The following is a 14,897-nucleotide window of genomic DNA, read 5'->3' as shown; positions in this document are numbered from 1 at the left end:
CCTCGCGAACCGATCGCGCGGCAGGATGAGCACATGGCCGGTACGACGCGGATCGCGAGTTTCAACATTCGCACCTCCACGGGCACCGACGGCTGGAACCGCTGGTGGTTCCGCCGGCCGGCCTGTGTCGCCGCCATCCGTGGGTTCGGTGCCGACGTCGTCGGCCTGCAGGAGGTGCGGCCAGGCCAGCTGCGCGGGCTGCGGCGCGCGTTCAGCACGTGGATGGTCGTCGGCGAGGGCCGCGACGCCGATGGCGGCGGGGAGCACGCGGCGGTACTGATCGCCCCCGACAGCTGGACGGTCGAGTCGAGCGACACCCGCTGGCTGTCGGCCACACCGGACCGACCCGGCTCGCGCGGCTGGGACGCCGGCCACCCCCGGATCGTCACGCTCGTCCGGCTCCGCCGCGGCAACACCGTGCTCGGCGTGGCCAACACCCACTTCGATCACCGCGGGCCGGACTCCCGTCGGAAGAGCGCGGCGCTGCTGGCCGGCTGGCTCGGTGCCGAGCCCGACCGGCCCTGGGTGATCACGGGTGACCTCAACGCCACTCCGACGTCGCCGCCGCTGACGGTGCTGCGCGAGGCCGGGTACGCCGACACCCTGCCCGTCGACGCCGGAGGCACCGAGCACGCCTTCACCGGTGCCCAGGACCGCAAGCGCATCGACTACGTGCTGACCGGTCCGGGCGTGGACGTGACGTCGGCCTGGATCGGACACGAGCGACCCCACGGCCGGCTGCCCAGCGACCACTGGCCGGTCGTCGCCGACCTCTCGATCGACTAGGGCCGCCCGGCCCACGCGGGTGGCTCGGCCAGGTACCGGTTTGGCGGCTCCGGCCAGCGCAGCGCGCGGTCGTCGATCCGGCCCGGCGGCGCCACGGCCTCGACCGGCCCGACACGCGTCGTCCATTCGCGCGACGGTGGCCAGGGCGTGGCGGGAGCCTCCGACGGGCGGGCCTGGTCCAGCAGCCACTGTGCCGTGCGCGCGAGCGACAGCCGACGGAGCACCGTCCCGCCGTGCTCGGCCTGCCGGCGCAGCCCGTCCAGCACGGCGGCCGCGGCCAGGTACCCGGTGGCGTGATCCAGCAGCTGGCAGGGCAGGGCGCCGGGCTCGTCGCCGGTCACACCGTCCTGCGCCGACTCGGCGTCGGCGATCCCGACCCCGGCCTGCACCACGCTGTCGAACCCGCGGCGCTCACGCCACGGGCCGGTGTGGCCCCACGCCGAGAGCCGGACGACGACCAGGCCGGGATGACGCCGCGCGAGGTCGTCGTCGGCGAGCCCGAGCCGGTCCAGCGCACCCGGGCGGTAGCCGCACACCAGCACGTCCGCCTCGTCGAGCAGGGCGAGCAGTGGGCCGGGCCCGGCGGCGAGGTCCAGGGCGGCGCTGCGCTTGCCGAGCAGGGTGTCCGCGGGGGAGCCCGGCGGGGTGTCGGGACGGTCGGGCGGGTCGAGCCGCAGCACGTCGGCACCGAGCGCGCCGAGCAGACGAGTGCAGACCGGGCCGGCGATCACGCGGGTCAGGTCGAGCACCCGGACACCCTCGGCCGGCAGGTCTGCGGGCGAGCGGGATCGGGGCGGGGCGGCTCCGAGGAACTCGTGGCCGACGAGCGGTTCGCCGCGCACGGCCGCACCCTGCAGGTGGGCGTCCCATTCGGCCGCGGTGCGGACGCGGGCGGCAACACCGCCCTCGGCGAAGACCCGCTCCTCGACGTCCTCGCCCGTGCGCCGCCCGAGAGCCCCTGCCACCTCGTCGGCGCCGGCTTCGTCAGGCAGGTCGAGCGCGCGCAGCAGCGCCGCCCGGTGCCACGGGTAGTTGGCGTGGGTGCGGACGTGGCCGTCCGCGGTCGGCCAGAACCGCGACAGCGGCGCGAAGCCGGCACCCGCCGGCCGGCCCTCGACCCGGAACAGCCGCTCGCTGCGTACCGCGTCGGCGACGTGCACGCGGTCCACGGCAACCGTCGGTACCCGGCCGTTGCGCCGGGCGGCCAGCGTCGCCGCGGCCTGCAGCGCCGCCGCGACGCTCGCGGTCGCGACGGCGCCGACGACGCCGGGCAACGCCGACGGCGAACCGGTGCGCGTCAGCTCCGGCGCGACCGGACCTCCGGCAGCGACACCTTCGTCACCCGCGACGGCCCGCCACGCCTCGTCGACGAGCCGGTCCTCGGCGGCGGCGTCACTACCGGTCGTCACCGCCGCCCCATGCCCCGCAGCCTACGAGCGTCAACCCTTCGCGTCCGACCAGCGCGCGACGACGGACACGTCGGCGACGAAGCGCACCGCCGTCCGCCCGCGCTGCCAGCGGTGCGCGGTCTCCTCCAACGCCGCGACGAGCGTGGCGGCGGCTGCGTCGGCCCGCTCGGTCGGTACGTGCACGAGCAGCTCGTCGTGGAGGCACAGCACGATCCGCGCGTCGAGCGGGGCGAGGCGCGCCCGCACCGTCACCGCCCACATCTTGAAGAACTCGGCCGCGGCGCCCTGCACGAGGGCGTTGCGGGCGTAGCGTCCCCGCGCGCCCTGCGCGGCGCGGACACCCGCCTCGTCCAGCCGGGCCGCGAGCGGTGGCATGCGCACCAGCCGCCCACCGTGGGTGCGGACGTCGCGGCCCGCCCGGCCGCGCTCGTAGGCGTCGTCCAGGTAGGCCATGGCCACGGGGTAGGCGCGGTGCAGGCCGCGCAGGGCCTCGCCCGCGGTGCCCGACGTCTGCCCGTACATCGCCGCCAGCACGGCCACCTTCGCGACCGGCCGCTCCACGCCGAGCCGCTGGGCCACCGGCGCGTACAGATCGTCGGCCGCGCCGGCGCGGGCGAGGTCCGGGTCGCCCGACACGACGGCGAGCACCCGTGGTTCGATCTGGCCCAGATCGGCGCGGACGAACGTCCTGCCGGGCTCGGCGGCGACGGCGGGGCGCAGCTCGGCGGGCAGGTTGTGCAGCCCGGCCTGGGCGGTCATTCGGCCGGCGGCGCCGTCGCTGCCGCTCCAGCGCCCGCGCAACCGGCCGTCGCGGACGTGCGAGTCGAGCCACCCGTGCCCGTAGGTGGTGGCGACCCGCTCGGCCTTGCGCCACTCGAGCAACGCGTCCACGAGGGGGTGCGAGGCGCGCAGCGGTTCGAGGCGCCACGAGCGGGTGTCGGGCACGTCGATGCCGATCCCGCCGAGCAGGGTGCGGACGTCGGCGGGGTTGCGCAGGTCGAGGTCGACGCCCGCGCCGGGCAGGTCGGTGACGCGGCGGTCGCGTTCGCCCCGCAGCCGCGCCGCGTCGGCGTCGTCGCGCGGGGCGGGCCCGACGACCGCGGTGATGAGCTCACGGGCACGTACCGAGTCCAGCGGCAGGCCCTCGACCTGCAGCTCGACGGCGAGCAGTTCGGCGGTCGACTCGGACCAGGCCGTCAGCAACGGGTCGCCGCCCGCGTCGAGCGCGCCGAGCAGCTCGCGCTGACGCTCGGCGCAGCGCAGGGCGACCGCTGCCCAGGTCGCGAGGCGGTCGGCATCGCGGTGCCAGCCGCCGTCGACCCAGTCCGGTTGCAGGTAGCCGTCGGGTCGGACCGGGTCGTCGTCGTCGCCGCTGTCGGTCGCGCCGCCGAGGAAGTCGAGCTGGCCGGCCGCCGGGAGCCGGTCGACGTCCAGGCCCGTCGTCCGGGCCCACACCGTCGACGGGTCGGTGTCACCGCCGCCGAACAGCAGCCGGTGCACGGCCGTGACGTCCCAGCAGGCGCCGAGCCGGGCGCCCACCAGGGTCTCGGTGGTGGGCCGCCCCCACCACGTCCAGCGCGGATGCAGCTGCTCGTCGACCACCCGCAGCTCGGCCGGCGCGACGGTCCAGCGGCGGTCGCCGCACGCCAGCCCGGCACCCACGAACGGCGCGGCGGCGACACCCAGCGGGCGCCCGGCACCGGCACCGGCCGCCGCGAGCTCGTCCACCAGGGTCACGCGTTCATCGTGCCGGGCCGCGCCGACACCGCCCGACCCGCCGTCGAGGTCGTGCTCGGTAGGGTTGACGCCCTCATGAGGAGCCACCATCAGCGCGCCTGACACCGAGTCGGCCCGCGCGCGGGAGATCGCCGCCGAGGCCGGGTACATCGACCGTCTCTACGTGCTGCTGGACGAGCTGCGCGAGCAGGCCCGGGTCGCGCTGGACTCGACGGCCCGCAGCGGCACCGTCGGCACGCCCGGGGCCCGCAGCGAGCGCGACGCGTTCATGCGCCTCTACGGGCAACGGGTCCGCACCCTGCTCGACGTCGAGAACCGGCTCTGCTTCGGGCGACTCGACCTGGCCGACGGCGTGCGCCGCTACGTCGGGCGCATCGGCATCTCCGACGAGGCACGGCAGGAGCTGCTCGTCGACTGGCGCGCGCCGGCGGCCGAGCCGTTCTACCAGGCCACCGCGGCACGGCCCGAGGGCGTGTTGCGCCGCCGGCAGATCAGCATCACGAACCGGTACGTGACCGACGTCCAGGACGAGGTGCTCGACCTCGAGGGGTTCGAGGCGTCCGGGGTCGACGGCAGCCACGTCGTCGTCGGCGAGGGCGCCCTGTTCGCGAGCCTGGACGCCGCCCGCAGCGGCCGGATGCGCGACATCGTGGCCACCATCCAGGCCGACCAGGACGAGGTCATCCGGGCCCCGCTGGCCGGTGTGCTCGTCGTGCAGGGCGGTCCGGGCACCGGCAAGACCGCCGTCGCCCTGCACCGCGCCGCGTTCCTGCTGTACGCGAACCGGGAGCGGATCGCCCGCTCCGGCGTGCTGGTCATCGGCCCGAACCGCGTCTTCCTGCGCTACATCGACCAGGTGCTGCCGGCGCTCGGCGAGGCCGACGCGGTCGTCATGTCCACCCCCGGCGAGCTGTTCCCCGGGGTGGTCGCGACGGCCACCGAGGCGCCGGCGGTCGTCGCGGTCAAGGGTGACCTGCGCATGGCCGACGTGCTGAAACGAGCCGTCGAGCGTCGCCAACGGATGATCAACAGCGGTCGGGCGCTGGACGTCGAGGGCACCACGATCCGCTTGCAGCCGCGGTACGTGCGCGAGGCCCGAGAGGTTGCGCGCCGTAGCCGCGCCCCGCACAACGTGGCCCGCAAGACCTTCGTCCAGCACGTGCTGCGCAGCCTTGTCCGCGCGCTCGCCGCCGCGCGGGGCACCGAGGTCGACGACGACAACCGCGCGACCCTGAACGCCGAGCTGCTCGAGTCACGGGACGTGCGGCGCGAGGTCAACCTGCTGTGGATGCCGATCACGCCGCAGCGCCTGCTGCGCGACCTCTACGCCGACCCGGCGCTGCTCGGCGAGGCGGCCGGGCGCAGCCTGACCCGTGACGAGCGGGACCTCCTGCACCGCGACCGCACCGCCCCGTGGACGACGGCCGACGTGCCGCTGCTGGACGAGGCCGCCGAGCTGCTGGGAGAGGACGACTCGGCCGACGAGGCCGAGCGGATGCGTGCCGAGGCGGAGCAGCGGGCCGAGGTCGCCTACGCCCGCCAGGTGCAGGACACTTTCGGCGGCGCCGAGTTCGGGACGGCCGAGGAGCTCGCAAGCCGGTACGCCGGCAGCTGGGCCCTGGGCAGCGTCGCCGAGCGGGCCGGTGCCGACCGCTCCTGGGCGTACGGCCACGTCGTCGTCGACGAGGCGCAGGAGCTGTCGGCCATGGCGTGGCGGCTGCTCATGCGGCTGTGCCCGTCGCGGTCGTTCACCATCGTCGGCGACGTCGCGCAGACCGGCTCGGCCGCCGGAGCTGCCGCGTGGTCCGACGTCCTCGACCCCTACGTCGGCGACCGGTGGCGGCTGGCCGAGCTGACCGTCAACTACCGCACGCCGGAGCAGGTGATGGACCTCGCGGCGGCGGTGCTGGCCGCAGGCGGCTCGAGCGTGCAGGCGCCCACCTCCGCACGCGTCGGCCGTGACAACCCGCAGTTCACGCGGGTCGACGGCGACGTCGCGTCCTCGCCGGCGCTGGCCGAGATCGTCGTCGACGAGCACCGCCGGGCCGGTGACGGGACGCTCGTCGTCATCACGTCGTCGGCCGACCACGACGACGTCGCCGACGCGGTGCGCAAGGCGCTGCCCGACGGCGTCGTGACGGCCAGTTCCGACTCGCTGGAGTCACCGGTGTCGGTGCTGACCGTCGCTGCCGCGAAGGGCCTGGAGTTCGACGGTGTCGTGCTGGTCGAGCCGGCGCGCATCGTCGCCGAGTCGGTGCGCGGCGTGAACGACCTCTACGTCGCGCTGACGCGGCCGACCCAGCGCCTGCACGTCGTGCATCACGACGCGCTGCCGCCCGGGCTCGCGCCGTGACGCCCACGTCCGACCCCCTCATTACGGTGGTTCCATGACTGCCGCCCGACCCCTGACCCTGATGGCCGTGCATGCCCACCCCGACGACGAGGCCACCGGCACCGGCGGGGTGCTGGCCAAGGCCGCCGCCGAGGGCGTCCGCACGGTCCTCGTCACCTGCACCGACGGTCGTTGCGGCGACGGGCCGGGTGGCGTGAAGCCGGGCGACCCCGCTCACGACCCGCAGGCCGTGGTCCAGATGCGGGCCGGCGAGCTCGAGCGCAGCGCCGCGATCCTCGACATCACCGACCTCGAGCTGCTCGGCTACGGCGACTCCGGGATGATGGGCTGGGACACCAACGACGCACCGGGGGCGTTCTGGACGACCCCGGTCGAGGAGGCCGGGGCGCGGCTGGCCGAGCTCATGCGGCACTACCGGCCCGACGTCGTGGTCACCTACGACGAGAACGGGTTCTACGGTCACCCCGACCACATCCAGGCCCACCGGATCACGGTGAACGCCCTCGACCAGATCGGGGACGACGGCCCGGCCAAGGTCTACTGGACGACCATCCCGCGGTCGCAGTTCGAGGAGTTCGGCCGCGTGATGCGCGAGCTCGGGGCCGACTGGGACGAGTCCGAGGACGAGCAGCCGGACTTCGAGATGGGTCTGCCCGACGACGAGGTGACGACCTGGGTCGACACCCGCGCGTACGCGCAGCAGAAGTACGACGCGCTGGCCCAGCACGCGAGCCAGAACGACAACATCTTCTTCCTCAGGCTCGGGGTCGAACGGATGGCCGAGCTGATGGGCATCGAGACGTTCGTCCGCGTCCGGGACAGCACCGGTGCGGCCGTGCCCGAGCACGAGTTGTTCGACGGCCTGCGCTGACCTCAGTCGCCGCGCAGCGACGGCAGGTTGACCACGATGGCCTCCTGCGTGCTGCGCGCGATGACAACCACGGCCTCGGCGTCCGGGTCGTTGTTCTCCTCGCGGTGCGGCGTGTACGGCGGGACGAACACATAGTCACCGGGCTGCGGTCGTAGGCGGACCTCGTCGCCGGTCTCGTCGTCGAGGAAGACGAACTCGGGATGGCCGCTGACGACGTAGATCGCGGTCTCGGCCTCGCCGTGGTGGTGGTCGCCCGAGTGCTGCCCGGCACCGACGTGCGTCTGCCCCATCCAGAGCTCCTGCGAGCCGACCGAGCTGCTGCTGATGGCGGCCAGCCTGCGCATGCCCGGTGTCTGCGCCGTGCCCGCATCCAGAGCGGCCGACGCAACGTGCCGGAGCGGCGCGTGCCCCGGCAGATCAGGATGGAAGTCGTCGGTCATGGCTGCACGCTAGATGACCCTGATGAATGAGGTCGGTGAAGCGGCCATCGCTGGCCGCACGCTCACACGGGGATGGGTGTTCGGTCGGGGTCGATGGTTCTGGGTGGGGTCCATTGGGGTCGGCCGTTGACGATGTCGACGGTCCAGTTGGCTGTCTGGAAGGTTCGGTGGTGGTGGCCGCAGAGCATGACGGCGTTGTCGAGGGTGGTGGGTCCGCCGAGGATGTGTTCGAGGATGTGGTGGATCTGGCACCAGCCCGGTGGGGCCAGGCAGCCGGGGAAGGCGCAGCCCCGGTCGCGGGCGATCAACGCCAATCTCTGTCCTTCGGTGAACAGCCGGTGGGTGGAGGAGTAGCCCTCGACCGCTTTCAGGGAGTTCAGGGCGGTGCACATCAGCCGGTAGTCCCCACCGGCCCAGGACAGCGCTTCCCGGACGGGGACTTGGGCGCCGTGGCCGGTGAGGGCGAACCCGTCGCCGGTGAGGTAGGTGTCGGCGTCGATGGTCAGGACGACGGTGGCCAGCACCCCGCCGGCGGTCGGGAGCTTGCCGGAGCCGACGGTGATCTTCAACGCGTCGAGCAGGGCGTCGTGGCGGCGTTGGCCGGCGGTGCGCGGGTCCTTGATGTCATTCGACTCTGGCTCGGGCTTGGCGAGGGAATCGAAGGTGACCTGCAGGAACTCCCCGAGTTCGGCGGTGCCTTCGCCGCGGAAGCTGCATGACCCGTCCGGTCGGTGATGCACCTGCAGGTCGCGGTCCCGCCGGCGGCGCTCTACGTCGCGGTAGCCGGCGTCGGGGTCGAGCCATTCGGCTTCTCGGGTGGCGAGCTGCTGGAGCGTGGCGGCCTCGAAGGTGCGCGCGAACCCGACCAGCCGCGCCTCCGCCACCGGGATGTGTTCGCAGACCTCGAGCGGCAGCTTGTCCAGGGTGGCGGTGATCACCCGAGCCTGCCGCGCCGCCAACTCACCGGCGGCCTGCGCGGCCGCGACCGCGGGGTATCGCGCCGGCATCGGCTCACCCAGCAGCGACCGGCGTGGCCCGGCGGCGTGTGCGGCCCGCACCCGGGCGTTGGCCTCGGAGATGTCGATGGTCAGCGTCTGCCGCAGCCAGTAGCCGGTGGCCCGGGCCATCGCCCGGGCCGGGACACCCCGCGCCTCCACCTCACCGATTAGCGCGTGGTCCACCGGTTCCAGCCGCCGCCGCAATGACTCGAACGAGCGCACCGCTGCGACGACCCCGTCGTCGGTACAAGCCGACAGCTCCACCGCCTGCAACGCGTCCACGACGTGGTGAGCGTCCGCGAGCAGCGTGGCCAGATCGGCCCGCGTCAACGTATCGCTCATGCGTTCTATTCTAGCGCAGCGGGAGCTGACTGACCAGCGGTTTTCCCAGCAGAACCGGGCCCTGCAACAAGATCGCTCAGTGCGCGTCGCAACCCGACAACGCAGCGCGATCGAACGCGAAGCGCCCTCGTCGCTGCGCCTTTTGTTTGTGACCCGCCGGAGCCTCGACCAGGTCGTCCGTAAGGCCGCGACCGGGTGCCCCGGCCCCCGCCGCCTACGCTGGTGTGGTGAGCACGACGCTGCCCGACCTGAGCACCGACCCCGGCGACCTCGGGCTCGACGCGTGGCGTGACCTGCCCGCGGCGCAGCAGCCGAGCTGGCCCGACGCGGTCGAACTGCGCGAGGTCGCGCTGACCCTGGCGGGGATGCCGCCCCTCGTTGTGGCCTCCGAGGTCGACCAGCTCCGTGAGCGGCTCGGCCAGGTCGCGCGGGGTGAGGCGTTCCTGTTGCAGGGCGGCGACTGCGCTGAGACCTTCCACACCAGTTCGCAGGCCGACATCGCCGGCAAGGCGCGGGTGCTGCTGCAGATGGCGGTGGTGCTGACCTACGGCGCGTCCATGCCGGTCGTCAAGCTGGGTCGCATCGCCGGCCAGTACGCGAAGCCGCGCTCGTCGGACATCGACGCGACCGGCCGCACGTCCTACCGCGGTGACATGGTCAACGACCTGCACGGCGAACGGACCCCCGACCCGCGCCGCATCCTGCGGGCGTACTCCACCGCCGCGTCGACCTTGAACCTGCTGCGTGCCTACGCGGGTGGGGGACTGGCCTCGCTCGATCGCGTGCACGCCTGGAACGCCGCGTTCGCGCGCAGCACCGACACCGGGGCGCGTTACGAGAAGCTGGCCGCCGAGATCGACCGGGCCGTGCGCTTCATGCGGGCGTGCGGCGTGCACGACGCGGCGCTGGACGGTGTCGAGCTGTATGCGTCGCACGAGGCGTTGATCCTCGAGTACGAGCGTGCGCTGACCCGTGTCGAGGAGGGTCGCGCCTACGACCTGTCGGGTCACTTCGTGTGGGTGGGGGAACGGACCCGGCAGATGGACGGCGCGCATCTCGACTTCGTGTCGCGCATCGCCAACCCGATCGGCGTCAAGCTCGGCCCCACGACCACCCCGGAGTTCGCGGCCGAGCTCGTGGAACGCCTCGACCCGCACCACGAACCGGGTCGGCTCACCCTCATCAGCCGGATGTCGAACGCGCGCGTCCGCGACGTGCTGCCCGCGATCGTCGAGAAGGTGACGTCCACCGGGCATCTCGTCGTGTGGCACTGCGACCCGATGCACGGCAACACCGAGGAGACCTCCGACGGGGTCAAGACCCGGCACCTCGACCGCATCATCGACGAGGTCGACGGGTTCTTCGACGTGCACGCCGAGCTCGGCACCCACCCCGGCGGGCTGCACGTGGAACTGACCGGCGACGACGTCACCGAATGCATCGGCGGCACGGCCGACCTGACCGCAGCCGATCTCGGTCGCCGGTACGAGACGGCCTGCGACCCGCGGCTGAACATCGAGCAGTCGCTGGAGCTCGCGTTCCGGGTGGCCGAGCGGTTGGTCTCCGAACGACGCAACCGAGGAGACGCATGACGCACGCCGGCCCCGTCGACCTGCGCTCGGACACCGTCACCCGTCCCACCCCTGCGATGCGGGCAGCGATGGCCGAGGCGGAGGTCGGGGACGACGTCTACGGCGAGGACCCCACCGTCACCGAACTGGAACGACGGGTCGCCGCCCTGCTCGGGCACGAGGCCGGGCTGTTCGTGCCGTCCGGGTCGCTCGGCAACCAGCTCGGGCTGCGGCTGCTGTGCCCGCCCGGGCAGGAGATCGTCTGCGACTCCCTGGCCCACATCGCGCGCGCCGAGCTCGGCGCGGCGGCGGTGTTCTCCGGCATCACGTTCCGCACGTGGAAGGCCGTCGCCGGCCTGCTGGACCCGGGTGCGATCGAGGAACTGATGACGCCGAACGCCGGTCCGTACCAGGTGTCGACAGCAGCGATCGCGGTCGAGAACACGCACAACTTCGGCGGCGGCACCGCACAACCGGCCGACCGGTTGGCCGCTGTCCAGCAGCTCGCCCGCGCGCACGGGCTGGGCCTGCACCTCGACGGCGCCCGGCTCTGGAACGCCCACGTCGCGACCGGCACGCCGCTGCACGAGCTGGCCGGGCCGTTCGACACGGTGTCGGTGTGCCTGTCGAAGGGCCTCGGCGCACCGGTGGGTTCGGTGCTCGTCGCGTCGACCGAACGGATCACCGAGGCGCGCGTGTGGCGCAAGCGCTACGGCGGCGGCATGCGTCAGGTGGGCATCCTCGCGGCCGCCGGGCTCTACGCGCTCGACCACCACCTCGGCCGCCTCGCCGACGATCACGTCCGGGCCCGCCGGCTGGCCGAGGCGCTGGGCGTCGTACCGACGGACGCGGCGACCAACATCGTCGTGCTCGACGTCCCGGACGCGGGAGACGTCGCGGCCAAGGCGGCGGAGCAGGACGTGCTGGTGTCGGCGCTCGGGCCGCGGCTGCTGCGGCTCGTCACCCACCTGGACGTCGACGACGCGGGCGTGGAACGGGCTGTCGAGGTGCTGGCTCCGCTGCTCGGCAGGTGATCGAGAGGTATTACGACTCGGAGTGGCACGTCGCGCAACGGGTGGGTTTGCAGGCACACTCTCGCCCATGAGCTATCCACCGCCGCCCGGTCAGCCCGGTTACCCCTCCGCGCCGCCCGCTTCGACGCCCTCCGGCAAGACGCGCCTGCGTGGGCGCACGCCGTTGCGGCTCGCCATCGCCTTCTTCGTCGTGGCGGTGGCCCTGTTCGTCGTCGGCGGCATCGTTCTGGCCAAGAAATCGCTCGGGAAGGTCGACGACTTCCAGCGGGTGTCCATCGCGAGCGGCAGCGGGACGATCACCCTGAACGGCACGGGGAAGTGGATCGGCTACTACGAGGCCAGCAACGTCGACAACAGCATCGAGCGGATTCCGAGCATCCGCGTCGCCCTCACCGACTCGTCCGGGAAGGCCGTCAAGCTCGAGTCGTACGGCAACCGCAGCGACGACAAGGTCGACAAACTGACCTACAGCTACAACGGCCACCACGGAGCGGCGGCGCTGCAGTTCGACACGACGTCCAAGGGTCGGTACCGCGTGCAGGTGCAGGCCGAGCAGTCGCTGCCGTCGGACGCGAAGCTGGCCTTCGGTCGCGACATCAAGAAGGGCACCGTCGCCGGCGGCCTGCTCATCGTCGGCGGTGTGCTGTTCCTGATCGCGGCCATCGTGCTGCTGATCGTGGGCCTGGTGAAGCGCAGCCGGCACAAGGGCGAGCTCGCGCGTACCGGTGGCGGTTACGGCGCCGGCTACGGCGGTCCGCCGGCCAACTACCCGCCGCCGGGCGGCTACGGCCAGGGCGGCTACGGCCAGCAGGGTGGATACCAGCCCCAGGGTCATGGTCAGGGCCAGCAGGGCAGCTACCCGCCGCCCGGCCAGGGCCAGCAGGGTGGCTACGGACAGCAGGGTCAGGGCCAGCAGGGTCAGGGCCAGCAGGGCGGCCAGGGCGGCCATCCGCCGCCGGGCGGCCAGGGCTCCGGTGGCTGGGCACCCCCGCCACCGCAGGACGGTCCCTCCCTGAGGAAGGACTGACCACCGCGGTACAGCGTGGGGCGGGTCAGCCGGCCAGGTTCGCTGCGGACGTCCGGCCCAACGCCGCGGGGATCGTCACGACCGCCGCCGCGAGCTCGTCCAGCACGTCGCCGTACAGCGCCTGCGGCCCGTCGCACAGGGCCGTCTCCGGGCTCGGGTGGACGTCGACCATGACGCCGTCCGCGCCCGCCGCCATGCCGGCCCGGGCCAGCGGCACGACGAGATCGCGCCGGCCCGCGGCGTGTGACGGGTCGATGATGACCGGCAGGTGCGACAGCCGCTGCACCATCGGCACGGCGGACACGTCGAGCATGTTGCGGATGGCCGGCTCGAAGGAACGGACGCCGCGCTCGCACAGGACGATGTCGAGGTTGCCGCGCTGCGCGATGTACTCGGCGGCCATCAGCCACTCCTCGTAGGTCGCCGTCAGCCCGCGCTTGAGCATGACCGGCCGACCGGACGAGCCGACGGCCTGCAGCAGGCCGAAGTTCTGCATGTTCCGGGTGCCGACCTGCAGCATGTCGGCGTAGCGCGAGACGACGTCGATGTCGGCAGCGTCGGTGATCTCGGTGACGATCGGCAGGCCGACCTCGTCGCGGACCTCGGCGAGGATCCGCAAGCCGTCGACGCCGAGCCCCTGGAACGCGTAGGGCGAGGTGCGCGGTTTGTACGCCCCGCCGCGCAGCAGCGTCGCGCCGGCCCGCTTGGCCATTCGGGCGGCCTCGAGCGTCTGCTCAGGGGTCTCGACGGCGCACGGCCCGGCGATCAGCGTGAAGGTGTCCGGACCGATCGGCACACCGCCGACGCGGATGGTCGTGCGCTTGGCGTGGTTCTGCGCGGACACCAGCTTGTACGGCGCGGTGATGCGCATGGTCTCGGCTACGCCGGGCAGACCCTCCGCGTCCAGGGTCTCGAGGACGTCTTCGGTTCCGACCACCCCGATGATCGTGCGCATGACGCCGCGACTGACGAACGCCTGCCCGCGGTGGGTCTCGATGTGCGCGACCACCGTCTCGATGTCGCCCTCGGACGCGCCCGGAGCCATGACGATGACCATGTCCGGCAGGGTAGCGAGCACCGAATCGTAATCTGCGCCCGGCTACACGCAAGTGGCGCCGCATGGTGTAGTAACTGCGTCCGACGGGTACATCACCCGTTCTCGATCGCCCCGTGCGCCCCAGGAGCCCCGCCCATGTCACAGCCGCCCCAGCAGCCAGGCTGGCAGCCGCAGAGCAATGACCCCTACGGCCAGCCCGACGGCGAGGACGCCGCGCCACCCACGCAGACCAACCCCAGCTACACCGGCCCGCACACCGGTGACTACGGCCAGCAGGGGTACGGCCAGGGCGAGTACGGGAACGGCTCGCAGGAGTACGGCCAGGGCGGGTACGGGCAGGACTACGGCCAGCAGTCCGGCGACTACGGCCAGCAGGGCTACGGCCAGCAGGGGTACGGCCAGGGCGACTACGGCCAGCAGGGCCAGCAGGGCTACGGCCCGCAGCCGCCCTACGGCGGTGGGGGCGGCGGCTACGGCGCTCCGCCGAAGTCGAACGACAACTCGAAGATGGTGTGGATCATCGCGACCGGCGTCGTGGTCGTCGCGCTGATCGTCACCCTCGTCGTCGTCCTGACCTCGGGCGGTGACGACAAGAAGCAGGCCGGCGGTTCGGGCACACCGACCCCGACCGGCTCGGGCGGGCAGAGCGCCAGCGGGTTCCCCAGTGCCAGCGGTTCGGCCAGCGGCGGCTCGGACACCAGCGCGCCGTCCAGCAACACCGACACCACCTCCAGCAACGGCGGGGGAGCCAGCAGCGGCGGCGGATCGGGGACGGCCATCCCGTCTTCGGGGACCTCGTCCACGCCGTCGACCGGTTACACGGGCCTGAACTGCCCGGTCGGCCAGGACGCGTCCGAGGCCAACATCCACCTGACCACCGCCGTCGAGTTCGTCGACCCCGGCGACGAGCCGTCGCAGTTCAACAAGGACATCTTCGCGGCCTGCGCGACCGAGACGGTCCGGCCGCGCCTCACGGTGCTCTACGGGCAGGCGTTCGGCATCCCCGGCACGGACCTGACCGGCGGCGACGGCGAGGGGCCGGTGGCGCGCTACGACATGACGGCGAAGTCCGGCGGCAAGCTGATCATCACGTTCGTGAAGACCAAGGACAACCGGTACGTCTGCACCGACTTCAGCTGGACCCCGGCCTAGCCGGAACGGGAGTGGGGCCCGCGCCCCCCCCCCCGGGGGGGGGGGGGGGGGGGGGGGGGGGGGGCGGGGCGGGGGGGGGGGGGGGGGGGGGGGGGGGGGGGGGGGGGGGGGGGGGGGGGG

The 14,897-nt window shown here is 73.2% G+C and carries 12 protein-coding genes; 7 read left to right on the top strand and 5 right to left on the bottom strand.

Annotated features, from left to right (window positions below):
* The first annotated feature begins 33 nt into the window (after nt 1–33).
* Nucleotides 34–786 (top strand): endonuclease/exonuclease/phosphatase family protein, encoded by a 753-nt coding sequence (locus tag ACFFCA_RS12870; protein WP_375485393.1) that lies wholly within the window; start codon nt 34–36, stop codon nt 784–786.
* On the opposite strand, the gene ACFFCA_RS12865 is transcribed toward ACFFCA_RS12870, so the two are convergent.
* Both ACFFCA_RS12865 and ACFFCA_RS12860 read right to left on the bottom strand, forming a co-directional pair.
* Nucleotides 783–2,195, bottom strand: coding sequence for a CoA transferase (locus ACFFCA_RS12865; RefSeq protein ID WP_375485391.1), 1,413 nt, complete (start codon nt 2,193–2,195; stop codon nt 783–785). The two genes, ACFFCA_RS12870 and ACFFCA_RS12865, sit on opposite strands and share 4 nt — an antisense overlap.
* 30 nt (nt 2,196–2,225) lie before the next feature.
* Nucleotides 2,226–4,082, bottom strand: coding sequence for a DNA polymerase (locus ACFFCA_RS12860; RefSeq protein ID WP_375485389.1), 1,857 nt, complete (start codon nt 4,080–4,082; stop codon nt 2,226–2,228).
* 13 nt (nt 4,083–4,095) lie between these two features.
* On the opposite strand from ACFFCA_RS12860, the gene ACFFCA_RS12855 reads away from it, so the two are divergent.
* Together ACFFCA_RS12855 and ACFFCA_RS12850 are read left to right on the top strand one after the other, a co-directional pair.
* Entirely contained in the window at nt 4,096–6,285 is a 2,190-nt protein-coding gene (locus tag ACFFCA_RS12855; protein ID WP_375485387.1) for a HelD family protein, read from the top strand.
* Between the two features lie 34 nt (nt 6,286–6,319).
* The gene (locus ACFFCA_RS12850) at nt 6,320–7,156 is read left to right on the top strand and encodes a PIG-L family deacetylase (protein WP_375485385.1); all 837 of its coding nucleotides are present in this window, start codon (nt 6,320–6,322) and stop codon (nt 7,154–7,156) included.
* Between the two features lie 2 nt (nt 7,157–7,158).
* Here the strand turns inward: ACFFCA_RS12850 and ACFFCA_RS12845 are convergent, their stop codons facing one another.
* Both ACFFCA_RS12845 and ACFFCA_RS12840 read right to left on the bottom strand, forming a co-directional pair.
* Complete coding sequence (locus ACFFCA_RS12845; RefSeq protein WP_375485383.1) at nt 7,159–7,596, bottom strand: cupin domain-containing protein; 438 nt, start codon at nt 7,594–7,596, stop codon at nt 7,159–7,161.
* Between the two features lie 62 nt (nt 7,597–7,658).
* Entirely contained in the window at nt 7,659–8,936 is a 1,278-nt protein-coding gene (locus ACFFCA_RS12840) for a DUF222 domain-containing protein (protein ID WP_375485381.1), read from the bottom strand.
* A gap of 227 nt (nt 8,937–9,163) precedes the next feature.
* Here ACFFCA_RS12840 and ACFFCA_RS12835 point away from each other — a divergent pair, with 227 nt between their 5' ends.
* From ACFFCA_RS12835 to ACFFCA_RS12825, 3 genes are all read left to right on the top strand, one after another.
* Nucleotides 9,164–10,528 carry a class II 3-deoxy-7-phosphoheptulonate synthase gene (locus ACFFCA_RS12835; protein ID WP_375485379.1) on the top strand — a complete coding sequence of 455 codons (1,365 nt, stop codon included), beginning with the start codon at nt 9,164–9,166 and terminating at the stop codon, nt 10,526–10,528.
* A complete protein-coding gene (locus ACFFCA_RS12830) occupies nt 10,525–11,541 on the top strand; it encodes a threonine aldolase family protein (RefSeq protein WP_375485377.1) in 1,017 nt (338 codons plus the stop codon). The genes ACFFCA_RS12835 and ACFFCA_RS12830 overlap by 4 nt, the downstream gene beginning before the upstream one ends.
* Before the next feature lie 67 nt (nt 11,542–11,608).
* Nucleotides 11,609–12,568, top strand: coding sequence for a hypothetical protein (locus ACFFCA_RS12825; RefSeq protein WP_375485375.1), 960 nt, complete (start codon nt 11,609–11,611; stop codon nt 12,566–12,568).
* Nucleotides 12,569–12,593: 25 nt separating this feature from the next.
* On the opposite strand, the gene aroF is transcribed toward ACFFCA_RS12825, so the two are convergent.
* A complete protein-coding gene (gene aroF / locus ACFFCA_RS12820; RefSeq protein ID WP_375485452.1) occupies nt 12,594–13,625 on the bottom strand; it encodes a 3-deoxy-7-phosphoheptulonate synthase in 1,032 nt (343 codons plus the stop codon).
* Nucleotides 13,626–13,760: 135 nt separating this feature from the next.
* Between aroF and ACFFCA_RS12815 the strand changes: the two genes are divergently transcribed.
* On the top strand, nt 13,761–14,777 hold the full coding sequence (locus ACFFCA_RS12815) for a hypothetical protein (RefSeq protein WP_375485374.1): 1,017 nt from the start codon (nt 13,761–13,763) through the stop codon (nt 14,775–14,777).
* Nucleotides 14,778–14,897 lie beyond the last annotated feature (120 nt).

The organism is uncultured Jatrophihabitans sp. (genome assembly GCF_964252635.1).
Lineage (GTDB): Bacteria > Actinomycetota > Actinomycetes > Mycobacteriales > Jatrophihabitantaceae > Jatrophihabitans.
The sequence above is the reverse complement of the archived record's forward strand: the minus strand, read 5'-3'. Positions and strand labels throughout refer to the sequence as shown.

What these genes read in the sequence shown, in the direction of transcription:
- ACFFCA_RS12860 (WP_375485389.1), bottom strand. Translation starts at nt 4,082, where the DNA reads ATGTACCCGGCCTCGGCGGCGATCTCCCGCGCGCGGGCCGACTCGGTG.
- ACFFCA_RS12815 (WP_375485374.1), top strand. Translation starts at nt 13,761, where the DNA reads ATGTCACAGCCGCCCCAGCAGCCAGGCTGGCAGCCGCAGAGCAATGAC.
- ACFFCA_RS12845 (WP_375485383.1), bottom strand. Translation starts at nt 7,596, where the DNA reads ATGACCGACGACTTCCATCCTGATCTGCCGGGGCACGCGCCGCTCCGG.
- ACFFCA_RS12830 (WP_375485377.1), top strand. Translation starts at nt 10,525, where the DNA reads ATGACGCACGCCGGCCCCGTCGACCTGCGCTCGGACACCGTCACCCGT.
- ACFFCA_RS12870 (WP_375485393.1), top strand. Translation starts at nt 34, where the DNA reads ATGGCCGGTACGACGCGGATCGCGAGTTTCAACATTCGCACCTCCACG.
- ACFFCA_RS12840 (WP_375485381.1), bottom strand. Translation starts at nt 8,936, where the DNA reads ATGAGCGATACGTTGACGCGGGCCGATCTGGCCACGCTGCTCGCGGAC.
- ACFFCA_RS12825 (WP_375485375.1), top strand. Translation starts at nt 11,609, where the DNA reads ATGAGCTATCCACCGCCGCCCGGTCAGCCCGGTTACCCCTCCGCGCCG.
- ACFFCA_RS12850 (WP_375485385.1), top strand. Translation starts at nt 6,320, where the DNA reads ATGACTGCCGCCCGACCCCTGACCCTGATGGCCGTGCATGCCCACCCC.
- aroF (WP_375485452.1), bottom strand. Translation starts at nt 13,625, where the DNA reads ATGGTCATCGTCATGGCTCCGGGCGCGTCCGAGGGCGACATCGAGACG.